This window comes from Pseudomonas grimontii (assembly GCF_007858185.1).
Classification (GTDB): domain Bacteria; phylum Pseudomonadota; class Gammaproteobacteria; order Pseudomonadales; family Pseudomonadaceae; genus Aquipseudomonas; species Aquipseudomonas grimontii.
In genome coordinates, this window is sequence record NZ_VFES01000011.1 from 62,344 (window position 1) to 79,199 (window position 16,856).

General features: G+C 60.0%; 15 protein-coding genes. 6 read left to right on the plus strand and 9 right to left on the minus strand.

Annotated elements, in window-relative coordinates:
• Positions 1 to 154: 154 nt before the first annotated feature.
• Positions 155 to 1,552 carry a type III secretion system outer membrane ring subunit SctC gene (gene sctC / locus FIV39_RS17865; protein ID WP_244176441.1) on the minus strand — a complete coding sequence of 466 codons (1,398 nt, stop codon included), beginning with the start codon at positions 1,550 to 1,552 and terminating at the stop codon, positions 155 to 157.
• A gap of 331 nt (positions 1,553 to 1,883) precedes the next feature.
• On the opposite strand from sctC, the gene FIV39_RS17870 reads away from it, so the two are divergent.
• The 5 genes from FIV39_RS17870 to cobA all read left to right on the plus strand — a co-directional run bounded on the left by FIV39_RS17870 (position 1,884) and on the right by cobA (position 7,677).
• On the plus strand, positions 1,884 to 3,083 hold the full coding sequence (locus tag FIV39_RS17870; RefSeq protein ID WP_167361138.1) for a CmpA/NrtA family ABC transporter substrate-binding protein: 1,200 nt from the start codon (positions 1,884 to 1,886) through the stop codon (positions 3,081 to 3,083).
• Positions 3,084 to 3,096: 13 nt separating this feature from the next.
• A complete protein-coding gene (locus tag FIV39_RS17875; protein ID WP_027603690.1) occupies positions 3,097 to 3,672 on the plus strand; it encodes an ANTAR domain-containing response regulator in 576 nt (191 codons plus the stop codon).
• Positions 3,673 to 4,025: 353 nt separating this feature from the next.
• On the plus strand, positions 4,026 to 5,237 hold the full coding sequence (locus FIV39_RS17880) for a nitrate/nitrite transporter (RefSeq protein ID WP_090400334.1): 1,212 nt from the start codon (positions 4,026 to 4,028) through the stop codon (positions 5,235 to 5,237).
• Positions 5,237 to 6,907, plus strand: a complete 1,671-nt coding sequence (locus tag FIV39_RS17885; protein WP_090409768.1) for a bifunctional protein-serine/threonine kinase/phosphatase — start codon at positions 5,237 to 5,239, stop codon at positions 6,905 to 6,907. Before FIV39_RS17880 ends, FIV39_RS17885 begins: the two co-directional genes overlap by 1 nt.
• Before the next feature lie 26 nt (positions 6,908 to 6,933).
• Positions 6,934 to 7,677, plus strand: coding sequence for a uroporphyrinogen-III C-methyltransferase (gene cobA, locus FIV39_RS17890; protein ID WP_090400335.1), 744 nt, complete (start codon positions 6,934 to 6,936; stop codon positions 7,675 to 7,677).
• A gap of 60 nt (positions 7,678 to 7,737) precedes the next feature.
• Here the strand turns inward: cobA and FIV39_RS17895 are convergent, their stop codons facing one another.
• From FIV39_RS17895 to ppsA, 8 genes are all read right to left on the minus strand, one after another.
• The gene (locus FIV39_RS17895) at positions 7,738 to 8,718 is read right to left on the minus strand and encodes an OmpA family protein (protein WP_090400337.1); all 981 of its coding nucleotides are present in this window, start codon (positions 8,716 to 8,718) and stop codon (positions 7,738 to 7,740) included.
• Positions 8,719 to 8,825: 107 nt separating this feature from the next.
• Positions 8,826 to 9,416, minus strand: a complete 591-nt coding sequence (sigX, locus tag FIV39_RS17900) for an RNA polymerase sigma factor SigX (protein ID WP_057009210.1) — start codon at positions 9,414 to 9,416, stop codon at positions 8,826 to 8,828.
• 87 nt (positions 9,417 to 9,503) lie between these two features.
• Positions 9,504 to 10,328 (minus strand): mechanosensitive ion channel family protein, encoded by an 825-nt coding sequence (locus FIV39_RS17905; protein ID WP_003175519.1) that lies wholly within the window; start codon positions 10,326 to 10,328, stop codon positions 9,504 to 9,506.
• A 2-nt stretch (positions 10,329 to 10,330) separates the two neighbouring features.
• Positions 10,331 to 10,576, minus strand: a complete 246-nt coding sequence (locus FIV39_RS17910) for a hypothetical protein (RefSeq protein WP_015885347.1) — start codon at positions 10,574 to 10,576, stop codon at positions 10,331 to 10,333.
• An 86-nt stretch (positions 10,577 to 10,662) separates the two neighbouring features.
• The gene (locus tag FIV39_RS17915) at positions 10,663 to 11,658 is read right to left on the minus strand and encodes a zinc transporter ZntB (RefSeq protein ID WP_090400339.1); all 996 of its coding nucleotides are present in this window, start codon (positions 11,656 to 11,658) and stop codon (positions 10,663 to 10,665) included.
• Between the two features lie 25 nt (positions 11,659 to 11,683).
• A complete protein-coding gene (gene rraA, locus FIV39_RS17920) occupies positions 11,684 to 12,175 on the minus strand; it encodes a ribonuclease E activity regulator RraA (RefSeq protein ID WP_027603684.1) in 492 nt (163 codons plus the stop codon).
• A 188-nt stretch (positions 12,176 to 12,363) separates the two neighbouring features.
• On the minus strand, positions 12,364 to 13,353 hold the full coding sequence (locus FIV39_RS17925; protein ID WP_090400341.1) for an alpha/beta fold hydrolase: 990 nt from the start codon (positions 13,351 to 13,353) through the stop codon (positions 12,364 to 12,366).
• 106 nt (positions 13,354 to 13,459) lie between these two features.
• Complete coding sequence (gene ppsA / locus FIV39_RS17930; protein WP_090400342.1) at positions 13,460 to 15,835, minus strand: phosphoenolpyruvate synthase; 2,376 nt, start codon at positions 15,833 to 15,835, stop codon at positions 13,460 to 13,462.
• Positions 15,836 to 16,012: 177 nt separating this feature from the next.
• Here ppsA and ppsR point away from each other — a divergent pair, with 177 nt between their 5' ends.
• The gene (ppsR, locus tag FIV39_RS17935) at positions 16,013 to 16,831 is read left to right on the plus strand and encodes a posphoenolpyruvate synthetase regulatory kinase/phosphorylase PpsR (protein WP_003193298.1); all 819 of its coding nucleotides are present in this window, start codon (positions 16,013 to 16,015) and stop codon (positions 16,829 to 16,831) included.
• Positions 16,832 to 16,856: the final 25 nt, after the last annotated feature.

Consider the following 16,856-nt stretch of genomic DNA (forward strand, 5'->3'; position numbering starts at 1 on the left):
TTTTAAGCAACATGCTGTAAGACGCTTCACGCACAGCCGTCAGACGCCCCTTTTTATAGACCTCGTGCAACTCCCCCCACAACTGATCCGCCCGTTGCACCCACTCGCCCAACGTCCTGTAGAAGAATTCAAAATGCATGAGTTAACACCTGATTCACGGAGCGATATCGCTCTGCGGGTGAACAAACGCTCGGTGCACACGCTCGTATTGCGCCGGACTCAACGGTGGTGCACCAACGCCTGTCGGCAACGCCTTCAACTCGTTTCCTACCTCCCGAGCCTGAATCACAAACAGGCGAACCATGGTCGAACCCGCTGAGACTGCGCGGCGTCCCGGATAATGCGCCTCGCGACTAAACGATCCCAACCACAGGCGCTGACCCTGCGGCACCCGCACCACGCTGCTGGCACTCACCCGACCGACCGCTGTCGGTTTGCCGCGCCGCCTTGCCTGGCTCATTTGGCGGCCGTCCTCAACATGGAGGAGCATTTCGATCTGATTCGCTTCTGCAAAACGTGGCAGCACGCTGACCTGGGAGCCATATTGCACGGGTTTCCAATCAGTACGGTCATCTCCGGGAGCCGGCAGATAGAAGGTGTGGTTATCCTGAAACACGGCCGGCACATTCTCCTGGGTGAGTATTACCGGCAACGTCATCACCTTCGCTCGCCGCCGACGCTCCAGCATGGCGATTTGTTCCATCAAACGCTTATCGTCCATGGGCTCCAGAATTCGCGAGACCTGGGCCTTCGCCTCCTTGTCCCAGACAGGGTCCAGCTTTTTCAGTTCGTCACTCTCCACATCCACCATCCATAGCGAAACTTCGATAGCCCGCTTGGGTGTGTCCAACTCAGCCACCAGGCGCTCGATAAAACCCAGCTGTGCAGGTTCGCCCTTGATCAGCAGGCTGTTGGTATCCGGGTAGGCAATCACCACCAGGTTCTTGCCGGACAGCGCTCCCTCCTCCTCCTCAGAAGCCAGCACGGCTTCGATCGTTGACGCGATTCCCGGCACCGTGACCTGTTCGTCGCCGATGGCGTACCCACGGTCTTCCACATGGGTGTTGAGGACCTGAACGACAGCAAACGCCTGGGTGCCTAACTGCATTTCAGCACGCTCGCGATCCATCAGTTGGGCCAGGTGTAGCACCTGGTCGACATAATGAGGTGGTCCGGACACATAGAACGTCCGCTCCCCGCTGACGCGCAGGGGGTAGCGTGTTTCATCAAGCCCAGAACGACGCATGAGGACACGAAACCTGTCGACAGAAATATACTGCAACTCCACAGCCGAGCTTTTTGCCTCGCTCACGTCGTAGAGGTAGAGCGCCCGCCCATCGCTGTACCAGATCAAGCCGTATTGCAGTGAAAGCGTCTCCAGGGCGTGTTGCGGTGTATCGAGGTCAATGACCTCGCTGATGCGTATGCGCGCCGCTTCACTGCTCACAACGATGGGCAGCCCCATGGGCACGGACAAGGCGGTAAAGACGGTATGCAGGCTCTCGTTCTGCGCCTGATAGGTCTCGCCCCTGGCATCGACACTTCCTGACATCAGCGTGGCAAGCAGTAGCCAGAGGCAGGCAGTCGTTACGGAGAAGTGAGCGTACACCTTGAATTCCTGGGCGGCCTGGCAGTAAGAAGCGGCCATACTGAGAGGCAGCCCATTTTCAATCTTGATGGAAAGTTGACGGCTGGCTGCGCCCATCGGCCCGTGGCATGTGCCTTGCTTTGCACTCTGTACAGAGCGCGCACCAACGGCGGAGCGGGCTTACGGACAAAGGCGTCGTTACCCGCAATGGCCTTGCATCGCCATCTGAGGGAACGACGCTTTTTTTTGAAAGAAAAGGTAGGTGTTGATGAACGATTCGGTTGGCAAAAGCCCGATGAACGACCCGCTGGCCTGGGTCAACGGCAGTGATGCCCCGGAGAAGAGCAGCCTTGACCTGGGGTTCATGGCCTTGAGCGATTGCGCATCCCTGGTAGTGGCGGCGACCCAGGGCTTCGCACAGCCTTATGGCTTGACCCTGAACCTCAGGCGCCAACCTTCATGGGCCAACCTGCGGGACAAACTGGTCAGCGGCGAACTGGATGCGGCTCACAGCCTGTACGGGTTGGTCTATGCCGTGCACCTGGGCATCGGCGGCGTGGCGCCTACCGACATGGCAGTATTGATGGGACTGAACCAGAACGGTCAAAGCATCAACCTGTCCCACAGCCTGCAGCAGCAGGGCGTGGTCACTCCTGAAGCACTGGATCGCCACGTGCACCAAAGCCGAACAAAACTGACCTTCGCTCAGACCTTTCCCACAGGTACTCATGCCATGTGGTTGTACTACTGGCTGGCGAGCCAAGGCATTCATCCGTTGCAGGATGTGGACAGCGTCGTGGTGCCGCCGCCGCAAATGGTCGCGCACCTGCAGGCCGGGCGTATCGATGGCTTTTGCGTCGGCGAGCCCTGGTGCGCCAGCGCCGTAAAGCAAAACCAGGGCTTTACCCTGGCGACCACCCAGGCGATCTGGCCGAACCATCCGGAAAAGGTGCTCGGCTGCACCCAGGCCTTTGTCGACCAATACCCCAACACCGCACGCGTGCTGGTGATGGCGATCCTGGAGGCCAGCCGCTTTATCGAGCAAAACACCGAAAACCGTCGCTCCACCGCACAATTGCTCAGCAGCCGCGAGTACCTCGATGCCCCGCTCGACTGCATCGAGCCACGCTTGCTGGGCGCCTACGACGACGGCCTGGGCAACCAGTGGCAAGACCCCCACGCCCTGCGCTTTTTTGCCGATGGCGAGGTCAACCTGCCCTACCTCTCCGATGGCATGTGGTTCATGACCCAGTTTCGACGCTGGGGCCTGCTGCGCGAAGACCCTGACTACCTGGGCGTTGCTCGCCAAGTGCAACAACTGGCGCTGTATCGTCAAGCAGCCGAGGCACTGGGCCTCAGCGACAACGGGCACGACATGCGTAGCAGCCAACTGATCGACGGTAAAATTTGGGACGGCTCGGACCCCGCCGGCTACGCGCGCAGCTTCCGCCTGCATGCCATGGCCGACCACACCAGCCGCCAAGCCTTGCGCTGACAGGAGGACTTCCATGCTGCGAATCCTGCTGATCAACGACACTCCGCGCAAAGTCGGCCGCTTGAGGACAGCACTGATCGAGGCTGGCTTTGAAGTGATCGATGAGTCAGGCCTGACCATCGACCTGCCTGCGCGCGTCGAAACGGTGCGCCCGGACGTCATCCTGATCGATACCGAGTCACCGGGCCGCGATGTGATGGAGCAAGTGGTGCTGGTAAGCCGCGACCAACCCCGGCCCATCGTGATGTTTACCGACGAGCACGACCCCGACGTGATGCGCCAGGCGATCAAATCCGGGGTCAGTGCCTACATCGTCGAAGGCATTCAGGCCCAGCGCCTGCAACCGATCCTCGACGTCGCCATGGCCCGCTTCGAGAGCGACCAGGCCTTGCGCGCCCAGCTTCAGGCGCGGGACCAGCAGTTGGCCGAGCGCAAGCGCATCGAGTTGGCCAAGGGCATGCTGATGAAAATGAAGGCCTGCAATGAGGAAGAGGCCTACACCCTGATGCGCCGCCAAGCCATGAGCCGCCAGCAGAAACTGATCCAGGTGGCGGAGCAGATCATCGCCATGAGTGAACTGCTCGGTTAAACATCCGCAGCTGTCGAGCTCCAGCGAGGCTGCGTCGGACGCGACTCGGGCGTGAATCGACAGCGCGCCTGACGCAGCCTCGCTGGGGCTCGACAGCTGCGGGTTTGCGCGGAGCTGGAGAAGACGGGACCTACGGCCGGCATGTTGGCGCAGGACTTGCTAAGTAATCATCACAGGTAGCCAACGGCGGTTGCCCCTCCACGACAAAGACGTCGCACACCCGGTTTGCCCTCGCGAACCCGGTGGCGGCGTTTTTTCGTTTTGGCCCACTAGCACTGGGCCGGTGGGGCGGCCCTAGCCGGCTGTTCCATCACTAGGCCTTCTTACAAGACTCCCAACCGTTGAGGTGCGTGATGAAATCAAGCTTCTGGAAATCCGGGCACACCCCGACCCTGTTTGCCGCGTTCCTGTATTTCGACCTGAGCTTCATGGTCTGGTATTTGTTGGGTCCCCTGGCGGTGCAGATCGCCGCCGACCTGCACCTGACCACCCAGCAACGCGGCCTGATGGTGGCGACGCCGATCCTGGCCGGCGCGGTGCTGCGCTTCCTGATGGGCATGCTGGCGGACAAGCTGTCGCCCAAGACCGCCGGGCTGATTGGCCAGGTGATTGTGATCGTCGCATTGTTCGGCGCCTGGAAACTGGGGATTCACAGCTACGAACAAGCTTTGTTGCTGGGGCTGTTCCTCGGCATGGCCGGCGCATCCTTTGCCGTGGCGCTGCCGCTGGCGTCCCAGTGGTACCCGGCCGAACACCAGGGCAAGGCGATGGGCATCGCCGGTGCCGGCAACTCGGGCACGGTGTTCGCGGCCCTGCTGGCCCCTGTGCTGGCGGCGGCGTTTGGTTGGAGCAATGTATTCGGCTTTGCACTGATTCCGCTGATCCTGACCCTGATCGTCTTCGCCTGGCTGGCACGCAATGCGCCCGAGCGGCCGAAAGCCAAGTCCATGGCCGATTACTTCAAGGCCCTGGGCGACCGCGACAGCTGGTGGTTCATGTTTTTCTACAGCGTAACCTTCGGCGGCTTTATCGGCCTGGCCAGCGCCCTGCCCGGCTATTTCAACGACCAATACGGCCTGAGCCCCATGACTGCCGGCTACTACACCGCCGCCTGCGTGTTCGGTGGCAGCCTGATGCGCCCACTGGGCGGCGCCCTGGCTGACCGTTTCGGCGGGATCCGCACCCTGCTCGGCATGTACAGTGTCGCGGCGATCTGCATTGCGGCAGTGGGTTTCAACCTGCCGAATTCCTATGCGGCGCTGGCGCTCTTCGTTTGCACCATGCTCGGTCTGGGCGCGGGCAATGGCGCCGTATTCCAGTTGGTGCCACAGCGCTTCCGTCGTGAGATCGGCGTGATGACCGGCCTGATCGGCATGGCCGGCGGCATCGGCGGTTTCGCCCTGGCCGCGGGCATGGGCGCAATCAAGCAGAGCACCGGCAGCTATCAACTGGCCCTGTGGCTGTTCGCCAGCCTGGGCGTCCTGGCCTGGTTCGGCCTGCATGGCGTCAAGCGTCGTTGGAGAACCACCTGGGGTTCGGCGGCAGTGACCGCTGCGCGCGTCTGATGAGCCTGCAATTGAGCGTCGCCCATGCCAGCGCCATCGGCCCACGGGCGGAAAACCAGGATGCGCTGCGGGTCGTCACCCCCGCAGCGGAACTGGCGGCGAGCAAAGGCTACCTGTGCGCCATGGCCGACGGTGTGAGCCAGTGCGCCGACGGCGGCCTGGCGGCACGCTCGACCTTGCAAGCCCTGGCCCTGGATTACTACGCCACGCCGCAAACCTGGGGGGTGGCGCAGGCATTGGAGCGTTTGCTGCTGGCGCAAAATCGCTGGTTGCAGGCCAATGGCGGCGGCCAGCCGTTGCTGACCACCCTCAGTGCCTTGGTCTTTCGCGGTCAGCGCTTCACCCTGGCCCATGTCGGTGATTGCCGGGCGTATCGCTGGCTGGACGGTGAATTGCAGCGCATCAGCGAAGACCATGTGTGGGAACAACCGGGCATGCAGCACGTGCTTAAGCGTGCCCTCGGCCTGGATCAGCACCTGGTGCTGGACTTTCTCGACGGCCAATTGCGCCAAGGTGAGTGCTTCCTGCTGCTCAGCGATGGCGTCTGGGCCACGCTGGGCGATCACAGCATCAGCGCGATCCTGCGCGAACAAACCGACCTGGACCTGGCGGTGACCACGCTGGTCAATGCCGCACACCTGGCGGGCAGCCAGGACAATGCCAGCGCCTTGCTGGTGCGCGTCGACACACTCGGCGCCGCCACGCTCGGCGACGCCCTGGTGCAGTTGCAGCAATGGCCCTTGCCCCCGCTGCTGAAATCCGGGCAACGCTTCGAAGGCTGGCAGGTGGACAGCGTGCTGGCGCAAAGCAGGCAGTCATTGCTGTACCGGGTGCGCGACGCCCAACAGCAACCCTGGCTGCTGAAAACCCTGCCACTGAGCCGCGACGACGACAGCGACGCCGGCCAGGCATTGCTGTCGGAAGAGTGGTTCTTGCGGCGGGTAGCCGGCCGTGCATTTCCTGAAGTGCATGCCGCCAGCGGGCGTCAACATTTGTACTACGTGATGCGTGAATACCCAGGGCAAACCCTGGCCGAGCTGTTCCAGCACCAGGGCCCCTTGCCCCTGGCGCAATGGCAGTCCGTAGCCGAGCGTTTGCTGCGCGCAGTGGGCATGCTGCATCGGCGACAGATCCTGCACCGCGACATCAAGCCGGAAAACCTGCTGCTGGGGGATGACGGTGAATTGCGCGTACTGGATTTCGGTCTGGCGTACTGCCCCGGTCTTTCAGAGGACCGTGCCCATGTACTGCCTGGCACCCCGAGCTTTATCGCGCCCGAAGCGTTCAATGGCGACCGTCCGACAGCCCAGCAGGATTTATACAGCGTGGGTGTCACCTTGTACTACCTGCTGACCGGGCATTACCCCTACGGGGAAATCGAAGCCTTCCAACGGCCTCGATTTACCCAGGCTGTCAGCGCCAGCCGCTATCGTCCGGATCTCCCGGATTGGCTCCCCCTGAGCCTGGAACGGGCCGTGGCCGCACAACCGGCGCATCGCTACGAAACCGCCGAGGAATGGCTGCTGGTGCTGGAACAGGCTGACCGCCAGGAACTGAGCATCCGCCCCAGGCCCCTGCTGGAGCGCGAACCGTTGAAGGTCTGGCGCACCCTGGGCCTGGTCTCGATGCTGATCAATCTGATTCTTCTGTATTCACTCCTTCACAACTGACGTCGGCTCTAGACGAGGAAAACCCCATGAACGCAAAAGTCTGGCTGGTGGGCGCGGGCCCTGGCGATCCGGAGCTGTTGACCCTCAAGGCTGTACGGGCCCTGCACGAAGCCGATGTGGTACTGATCGATGACTTGGTCAACCCGGCGGTGCTGGAGCATTGCGCCGAGGCGCGAGTGATCACGGTCGGCAAGCGCGGCGGCTGCCGCTCGACCCCGCAGGACTTTATCCACCGCCTGATGCTGCGTTACGCCCGCCAAGGCAAGTGCGTGGTGCGGCTCAAGGGTGGCGACCCGTGCATTTTCGGGCGCGGTGGCGAAGAGGCGATGTGGCTGCGTGAACGTGGCGTCGAGGTTGAACTGGTCAACGGTATTACCGCTGGGTTAGCGGGCGCGACAAATTGCGCGATTCCACTGACGTTGCGCGGTGTCAGCCGCGGAGTGACCCTGGTCACGGCCCATACCCAGGACGACAGCAGCCTTAATTGGCACGCGCTGGCGGAAGGCGGCACGACATTGGTGGTGTATATGGGAGTGGCCAAGCTGGAAGAGATTCGCCAGCAATTGCTGGAAGGTGGGATGGCGGCCGATATGCCGGTGGCGATGATCGAAAACGCATCACTGCCCCAACAGCGCGAATGCCGCAGTGAGCTGTCGCGGATGCACGAAGACGCCCAGGCATTTGCCTTGAAGAGCCCTGCAATCCTGGTGATCGGCGCCGTTGCCGCCACCGAACAGGCCGCCTGCATAGCCTCGGCGGCCAGCGCCTGAGGCAAACAGCAGGCGAAAAAAAGCCCGGCCTGAGCCGGGCTTTTTTCTACCACTCAGTAATTACTGAGCTTGAGCTTCAACCGACGCTTCTACGCGACGGTTAACAGCACGACCAGCTTCAGTTGCGTTGTCAGCAACTGGGCGGGATTCGCCGTAACCTACAGCAGTTACACGGCTAGGAGCCACGCCGTCTTTAACCAGGACTTGCTTAACAGCGTCAGCACGACGCTGGGACAGCTTCTGGTTGTAAGCGTCTGGACCTACGGAGTCAGTGTGACCAGCAACTTCTACGTTGGTAGCTGGGTACTGAGCCATGAAGTCGGCCAGGTTTTTCACGTCGCCGTAGCTGTTAGGCTTAACAACGGCCTTGTCGAAGTCGAACTTCACGTCCAGCTCAACACGAACAACCTGAGCAACTGGAGCTTCTGGCTCTGGAGTTGGCTCTGGAGCTGGTGCTGGGGTAGGAGCTGGAGCAACTGCGCCAGCGTTACCGCCGAAGTTCACGCCCAGGCCGACCAGTGCGGAGTAGTCCCACTTGCCGTTGTCCAGACCGTAGTCAGCTTCAACACCGGCACGAGCGTACAGGTTGTTGGTGAAGTAGTACTTAACACCGGTACCAACGATGGCTTGAGTGGTCTGATCGCGACCGCTGTGGCCGTCAGCCAGTACGTTGGTACGGCTCTGGTGACCGAAACCGCCTTCTACGTATGGACGCAGGCTGTCAACGCCAGCCTGACCGAAGTGGTACTGAGCAGTCAGGCTGCCGGTATCACCTTTGATCTTCTGGTTGCCAGTACCGTCGTTCGAACGGGTGTGGTTGGTTTTGTCGTACGACAGGTTCAAGGACAGGTCGTCGGTCAGGAAGTAACCGATGCGAGCGCCAGGATTGTAGCCGTCTTCGATGTGCTTAACGCTATCGTTGAACTGCTTTTTGTAGAACAGCTCGCCTTCAACTGCGCCTTGGCCTTGTGCCAGCGCGCCGAAAGAAGTAGCGGCAATAAGAGTACCAATGGCCAAGCCCAAGGTGTTTTTCAGTTTCATCCGTTAAATCCCCATCTGGTGATTGTAAAGCAGTCCCACAAACCGGGGGACAACTCGGCGACAAGTCTAACAGAACTTGCCTACACGTAAGAGATATTTGCCACGCACTAAGTTTCAGTCTCGCCCGCAAATTTCTCACGTAATTTATCAAGAGCACGTTTGTAACGCATTTTTGTAGCACTCAAACCCATGTGCATGATGTCAGCGATTTCCTGGAATTCCAGCTCTGCGACAAATCGTAGCACCAGAATTTCCCGGTCAATCGGGTTCACATACACCAGCCAGCGATCAAGTCCGCCCTTATCCTCGGGTGCCGGCGCCTTTTCTTCAGACGCCTCCTCAAGGGGGTCGAGACTCAAAGCGTCCATCAAGCGACGCTTTCGCCGTTCCTTCCGATACTGCGTGATGCACTCGTTGTAGGTGATGCTGTAGAGCCATGTCTTGAACTTCGATTTGCCCTCGAAGTTCTTCAGGCCATACAACACCTTGAGCATCACTTCCTGACAGACATCATCCGCATCTCTATCGTTCCCTAAATACCTTGAACAAACGTTGAACAGAGTGCGTTGATACCTGCGCATCAATTCTTCATACGCGCGAGTTATGTGAAACAGCTCCGTGTGCGCGCGCGCGACCAACTCCTCATCAGAGAGCTCACGGGGGTCATAGCGCGTGGACAGCGTTTGGGCTTTATTCAAAACAAGTCGTGCCGACAGTCAGGTCAATGTCCGCTACAGCCCGGTCAGCCGGGTTTGCGGCGGCGTACATTAGCAGGGTTTGCCGGATTAGCGGCTACTGACCTGCTGTTCGAGGAGAATCCGATTGGACAACGACACCAGGTCGCCGTCATCGGTCAGCACCGTAGTCTTGACTGTGCCGATCTCCTCGATTTGCCCTTCGACCTCGCCCACGCGCACCTGCTGCCCAACTTGATACAACTCACGCACATAGATTCCCGCAAGAATCTGGCCGGCAATTTCCCGGCTTCCCAAGCCCATGGCCAGCGCAACGGCCAGACCAACGGTAATCAAAACGATCACAATCACGTGGTTGAGCAGGTCAGTCTTGACCTCCAACTGGCTGATCGCGACCGAAATACTGATAATGATCACCAGCCCCTGGGCGATTCGACCCAGGCCAGCGGCATAATCCAATCCCACACCTTCAGCGGCGCCGCGCACCAGCCCATTGGCCAGTTGTGCAAGCAACACGCCTACGAGAAGCACCAGTGCGCCACCGAAAACCTTCGGCAGATACAGCGCCAGCATGTCGAGCGTAGCTGAAACTCGCTCAAGTCCAAGGGATTGAGCCGCAGAAACCAGAAAAATCAGCAAAACGAACCAATAAACGATCTTGCCGATCAACGTGGAAATCGGTACTTGCAACCCGGCCCGGCCCAGCAACTTGGTCAGGCCAGTGCCGGCCATCAGGCGGTCGAGGCCCAGTTTTGCGAGCAATTTGGACAGCAGGGTGTCGAGCAGCTTGGCCACGACAAAGCCCAGCAACACCAGTACCAGGGCACCAAACAGGTTGGGAATGAAATTCGCCACCTTGGTCCACAATGCGGTCATCGCGGTGACCAGGCTCTGGGTCCAGAGATCAAGTTCCATATTCAATCAGCCTTATCAGCAGTGCGAGCAAGAGGTTTACGACGGGAAACGGGCGATACGTGGGCCGAACCGTTGTTCAGGGCCATCATCAACGCCGGCATCCAGCGACCGAGCAGACCGAACAGGTCACCCGCGCCCACCTGACGGTTAGCGGTTTTCAACACGCGGCCCAGGCAGGCATCGTCATCGCGGTTGGACGGCGAGGCATTGAGCATGTCACGCAAAGACTGTTCGAACGGATCGTGCATAAAGACCTCTCGCAAGTGTTTTAAAAGACGAGGGTAAAATTCCTGGGGTCACATAGGACCCTTCCTACGTTCAGCTCATATTCAGCTCAAACCCAGCGCAATCGTCGAAACAGCCACCATTGTCCGAGCGCCACCGACACCATCAACAGGCATGCAATCACGAATCCGTAGGGGCTGGCGGAGAACGGTATGCCACCCACATTTATACCCAGCAAGCCGGTCAGGAAACTCATCGGCAGAAAGATCCCCGTGATGATCCCGAAGCGGTACATGGTGCGGTTCATGCGCACGCTCAAGCGCCGGTCTTCGGCCTCAAGCACAAGCCCCACGCGCTCCCGGGTCAATTCGAGCTCCTCCAGGTAGCGGGTCAGGCTGTTGTTCAATTCGTTCCAGTAGTCGGCATCGTCGTCACAGAACCACGGCAATTTTATCCGCGTGAGCTGGGCAAAAATATCCCGCTGCGGCGACAGGAAACGCTTGAGCCCGGCCGCTCGGCGACGGATCTGCAAAACACTGCCATGTTCAGGAGTGTACCGTTCGTCGGTATCGAGTTTTTCTTCCTCTGCATCGACGATTTCCGACAAATCCGTGACCAGATCCTGGACCTTGTTGGTCAGGTACTGAGCCATATAAAGGATGAGCTCCGACGCGGTTTTCGGCCCCTTGCCATCCGCCAACTGCACCAGCAACTCATCGGTGGCGCGCAGCGGGCGCAGACGCAGGGAAATCACGCGACTGGCGGCAGCGAAGATACGCACCGAGACCATGTCCTCCGGCTCGGCCCCCGGATTGAGGTTGACCCCGCGCAGAAACAGCAGCAACTCGGCATCCGGCAGCGGTAACAGGCGTGGGCGGGTGTTTTCCTCCAGCAGCAGGTCACAGGCGAATTCGCTCAAACCGCTGGATTTGCGCAGCCAGGTCTGGGTTTGGGGATGGCTGCGATCCCAATGCAGCCACAGGCTTTCCTGGGGCTGCAGTTGCAACTCGTCGAGCTCAGTCCGGGCAATCGAACGCGCACCGCCTTTACCATCAAGCACCAGGGCATGCACCAGCCCCCACTGCGCGTTTTCTTCCTCGAACATCCTCACCCCTGTTGGTTATTGCAGTTTATTCAGGCATTTGCAGCGGGCTTGGCGAGACGATTACGCCATTATTGTCGGCATAGATGTACTCACCTGGGCGGAACGTCACACCCGCAAATGTCACCACGACGTTCAGGTCGCCGATGCCGCGCTTATCGGTTTTCATCGGATGACTGGCCAGCGCCTGGACCCCTAGATCGGTCTGGGCGATCACATCGACGTCACGGATGCAGCCATAGATCACCAACCCTTCCCAACCGTTTTTCGCGGCTTTCTCGGCGATCATGTCGCCCAGCAGTGCGCGGCGCAGGGAACCACCCCCATCGACCACCAGCACCTTGCCGGCGCCCGGCTGGTCGGCCTGCTCCTTGACGAGGGAGTTATCTTCGAAGCATTTGATGGTGACAATCTCGCCGCCAAAGGAATCTCGGCCGCCGAAGTTGCTGAACATCGGTTCGACCACCTGCACCAGGTCCGGGTAGGCGTCGCACAGGTCGGGGGTCACGTAATGGTTCATTGAAAAATTCCTTTCCGTCAAAGAAGTGTCTTTCGAAAGAAGCACCGGCCGGAGCCGGTGCGCAACATCCCATCCGCTTCGGCGCAACGCAATAACCACTGCGCGACTGAATATGACCAGAAGCGTTTAACGCGTCATATATTAGCCGCAACCACACACGAGCGAAACGCCCTTGGCAGAGCCTTGGGTCAAACTACGACTAATGCCTCAGGCTTGGCACCCAACAAAGGTGTCAACGGATCGTTTAACCATTGCTCAACCAGCGGCCAGACCTCAGCCTGGGCGGCTTTGCTGACCAGCATTTCCACATGTCCGAAATCACCGGTAAACCCTTGCTGACGCCCCAGGCACAGGTATTGACGGTGCTCGGAGCCAATCTGCTCGAACAGCTTGCGGCAAGCCCAGTCCGGATCTTGCTGATCGCCCGCCGCGCTGACGGCCAACAGCGGCACGTCGACGTCCGCCAGGCCTTTCCACCAATCCCGCTTACCTTCGCCAAAGCGACCGAACAGGCCATTCCAGCGCATGGCTTCGATCAGCACGCCCGCCGGTTCGTCCTCCGGGCCCCGCTTGAGCCGCGAGCCGGACACTTCGCCGAAGCGCTTTAAAAGCAGACGGCCGGTCCACTCCACCGGCGGAAGTTTCAATGGCCAGTGGCTGCGACTGACCTGACAGCCAAACAGCGCCACCGAGGCCACCGCCGGCGCACCAAGGTGCTGCCCACCCAGGGCCGCCGCCAGGGTAGTGCCGCCGAGAGAATGACCAATCCAATGGGGAATCTGCGCACTTTGCTCACGCACAAACGCGCCAATGGCCGGCAAATCGTAACGCGCGTAGTCGGCGACGCGGTTGCGGGCGTAGTCCTGATTGCGCCGGGACAGCCCATGACCACGCATTTCCGGGATCCACACATCGAACCCCTGGCGTGCCAGGTAAGCACCCAGGCCGATACCCTTGGGCGAGTACCAGAAACGCCGGTTGGAAAAACTGCCGTGCAACAAAATAACCGGGATGCCCCGGTTTTCCGGGACATCGGCCAGGCCCAAACGGGTAACGGCCAGCTCGACGGTACCGTCGGGGCTGTTACCGGGCTTGAGGCGGTACACATCTTCACTCAGGTCGCCACGACGTTCAGCGCTGATCAGGGCGACGGGAAACAGGTTGCTGCTGCTTTGCATAATGCTCTTGCACAAAAAAGGGCGGCGTCCGGAAGGAGTTCCGCCCTGCACAGATAAGAATGCCGGTCACCCTCGACGAGTGACCGGCACTTTTGACATAACGACCTTAGGCGGACGCTTGGCCTTCCGCCAGGAAGAACCAGGTTTCCAGCACGGAATCGGGGTTCAGCGAGACGCTTTCAATACCCTGCTCCATCAGCCATTTGGCCAGGTCCGGGTGATCAGAAGGGCCTTGGCCGCAGATACCGATGTACTTGCCGGCCTTATTGCACGCCTGGATGGCGTTGGCCAGCAGCTTCTTGACCGCAGGGTTACGCTCGTCGAACAGGTGAGCGATGATCCCGGAATCGCGGTCCAGGCCCAGGGTCAGCTGGGTCAGGTCGTTGGAACCGATAGAGAAACCGTCGAAGAACTCCAGGAACTCTTCGGCGAGGATGGCGTTGGATGGCAGTTCGCACATCATGATCACGCGCAGGCCGTTTTCGCCTCGGGACAGGCCGTTTTCGGCCAACAGGTCGACCACTTGGCTCGCCTCGCCCAGGGTACGTACGAACGGCACCATGATCTCGACGTTGGTCAGGCCCATCTCGTTGCGCACACGCTTGAGGGCGCGGCATTCGAGCTCGAAGCAGTCACGGAACGCTTCGCTGATGTAACGCGAGGCGCCACGGAAGCCCAGCATCGGGTTTTCTTCTTCCGGCTCGTAGAGCTTGCCGCCGATCAGGTTGGCGTATTCATTGGACTTGAAGTCCGACAGGCGCACGATGACCTTTTTCGGGTAGAACGCCGCCGCCAGGGTGCTGATGCCTTCCACCAGCTTCTCGACGTAGAAGCCCACCGGGTCGTTGTAGCCGGCGATGCGCTTGTCCACGCTTTCCTTGATGTCCGGCGGCAGGCCGTCGTAGTTCAACAGGGCCTTGGGGTGCACGCCGATCATGCGGTTGATGATGAACTCCAGGCGGGCCAGGCCCACACCGGCGTTCGGCAACTGCGCGAAGTCGAAGGCACGGTCCGGGTTGCCGACGTTCATCATAATCTTGAACGGCAGGTCGGGCATGGCGTCGATGGAGTTTTGCTTGATGTCGAAGCCCAGTTCGCCTTCAAAGATGAAGCCGGTATCGCCTTCGGCACAGGACACAGTCACGCCCTGGCCGTCCTTGAGCAGTTGGGTGGCGTTGCCGCAACCGACCACTGCCGGGATCCCCAGCTCACGGGCGATGATCGCCGCGTGGCAGGTGCGCCCGCCACGGTTGGTGACGATGGCGCTGGCACGCTTCATCACCGGTTCCCAGTCCGGATCGGTCATGTCGGAAACCAGCACGTCACCGGGCTGGACTTTGTCCATCTCGGACACGTCCTTGATAATCCGCACCTTGCCGGCGCCGATGCGCTGGCCGATGGCACGGCCTTCCACCAGCACGGTGCCGGTTTCCTTGAGCAGGTAGCGTTCCATGACGTTGGCCGAGGTACGGCTTTTCACGGTTTCCGGACGCGCCTGCACGATGTACAGCTTGCCGTCGTCACCGTCCTTGGCCCATTCGATGTCCATCGGGCACTTGTAGTGCTTTTCGATGATCATCGCTTGCTTGGCCAATTCGCTGACTTCCGCGTCGCTCAGGCAGAAACGCGAGCGCTCGGCCTTGTCGACATCCACGGTTTTCACCGAACGACCGGCCTTGGCCTCGTCGCCGTAGATCATCTTGATGGCCTTGCTGCCCAGGTTGCGGCGCAGGATGGCCGGGCGGCCGGCTTCAAGGGTGTGCTTGTGTACGTAGAATTCGTCCGGGTTGACCGCGCCTTGTACAACGGTTTCGCCCAGGCCGTAGGCGCCGGTGATAAACACCACGTCACGGAAGCCCGACTCGGTGTCGAGGGTGAACATCACGCCGGCGGTGCCGGTTTCCGAACGCACCATGCGCTGCACACCGGCAGACAGGGCCACCAGCTTGTGGTCGAAACCCTGGTGCACACGGTAGGAAATGGCGCGATCATTGAACAGCGAGGCAAATACTTCCTTGGCTGCGCGGATCACGTTTTCCACGCCACGGATGTTCAGGAAGGTCTCTTGCTGACCCGCGAAAGAAGCATCCGGCAAGTCTTCGGCGGTGGCCGATGAGCGCACGGCAACGGCCATGTCAGGGTTGCCCGCCGACAATGTGGCGAAGGCGCTGCGGATTTCTTCGTTGAGCTTCTCGGGGAACTCGGCTTCCATGATCCATTGGCGGATCTGGGCACCGGTCTTGGCCAGGGCATTGACATCATCGACGTCCAGGGCATCCAGCGCGGCGTGGATCTGAGCGTTGAGGCCGCTCAGTTCGAGGAAATCGCGGTAAGCCTGGGCCGTGGTGGCGAAACCACCGGGCACCGACACACCAGCGCCTGCAAGATTACTGATCATCTCGCCGAGGGATGCGTTCTTGCCCCCTACGTGCTCTACATCATGGACGCCGAGCTTATCGAGGGAAACTACGTACTCTACCAAGGTGATCTCTCCACTAACTGTGTTGGAAAAGCTCAGGACGCTGGCTGCTCGTAGGAGCGATTACCCGCGTTTGTGGCCTGGACCTGGAAAATAAGTGAGAATGCAGCCCACTATGGGACGGCAAAATCGCGCCTATCATATCCAAGATTCGTCATCAGCTTAAGGCCCAGGGCTCAAATGAAACGATCTGCTTTCTTTATCTCCGATGGCACCGGCATCACGGCCGAAACCCTGGGTCAGAGCCTGCTCGCGCAGTTCGAAAACATTACCTTCGCCAAATTCACGCGGCCCTATATCGACAGCGTGGATAAAGCGCGGGCCATGGTACAACAAATCAATCTGGCCGCTGAAAAAGACGGCTTTCGGCCGATCATTTTCGACACCATCGTCAATCAAGACATCCGTGAGATTCTCGCAACGTCGAATGGTTTCATGATCGACATTTTCTCGACGTTCCTGGCGCCGCTGGAACAGGAGTTGAGCGAACACTCCTCCTATTCGGTCGGAAAGTCCCATTCCATTGGGCATAACTCCAATTATATGGAGCGTATCGAGGCGGTGAACTTCGCCCTCGACAACGACGACGGCGCCCGCACCCATTACTACGACAAGGCCGACCTGATCCTGGTCGGCGTGTCGCGCTGCGGCAAAACGCCCACCTGTTTGTACATGGCCATGCAATTCGGCATCCGTGCGGCCAATTACCCGCTGACCGAAGACGACATGGAGCACCTGACGTTGCCTGCGGCCCTGCGCGCCCATTCGCACAAGCTGTTCGGCCTGACCATCGACCCGGACCGCCTCACCGCCATCCGCAACGAGCGCAAGCCCAACAGCCGCTACTCCAGCTATGCCCAGTGCGAATTCGAAGTGCGCGAAGTAGAAAATCTGTTCCGTCGCGAGAATATTGCGCACATCAATTCCACGCATTTTTCGGTGGAAGAGATTTCGGCGAAGATTCTGGTGGAGAAAGGTGTGGAGCGGCGCTTCAAATAACCTGAGGGAGGGGGCAGGCCCCATC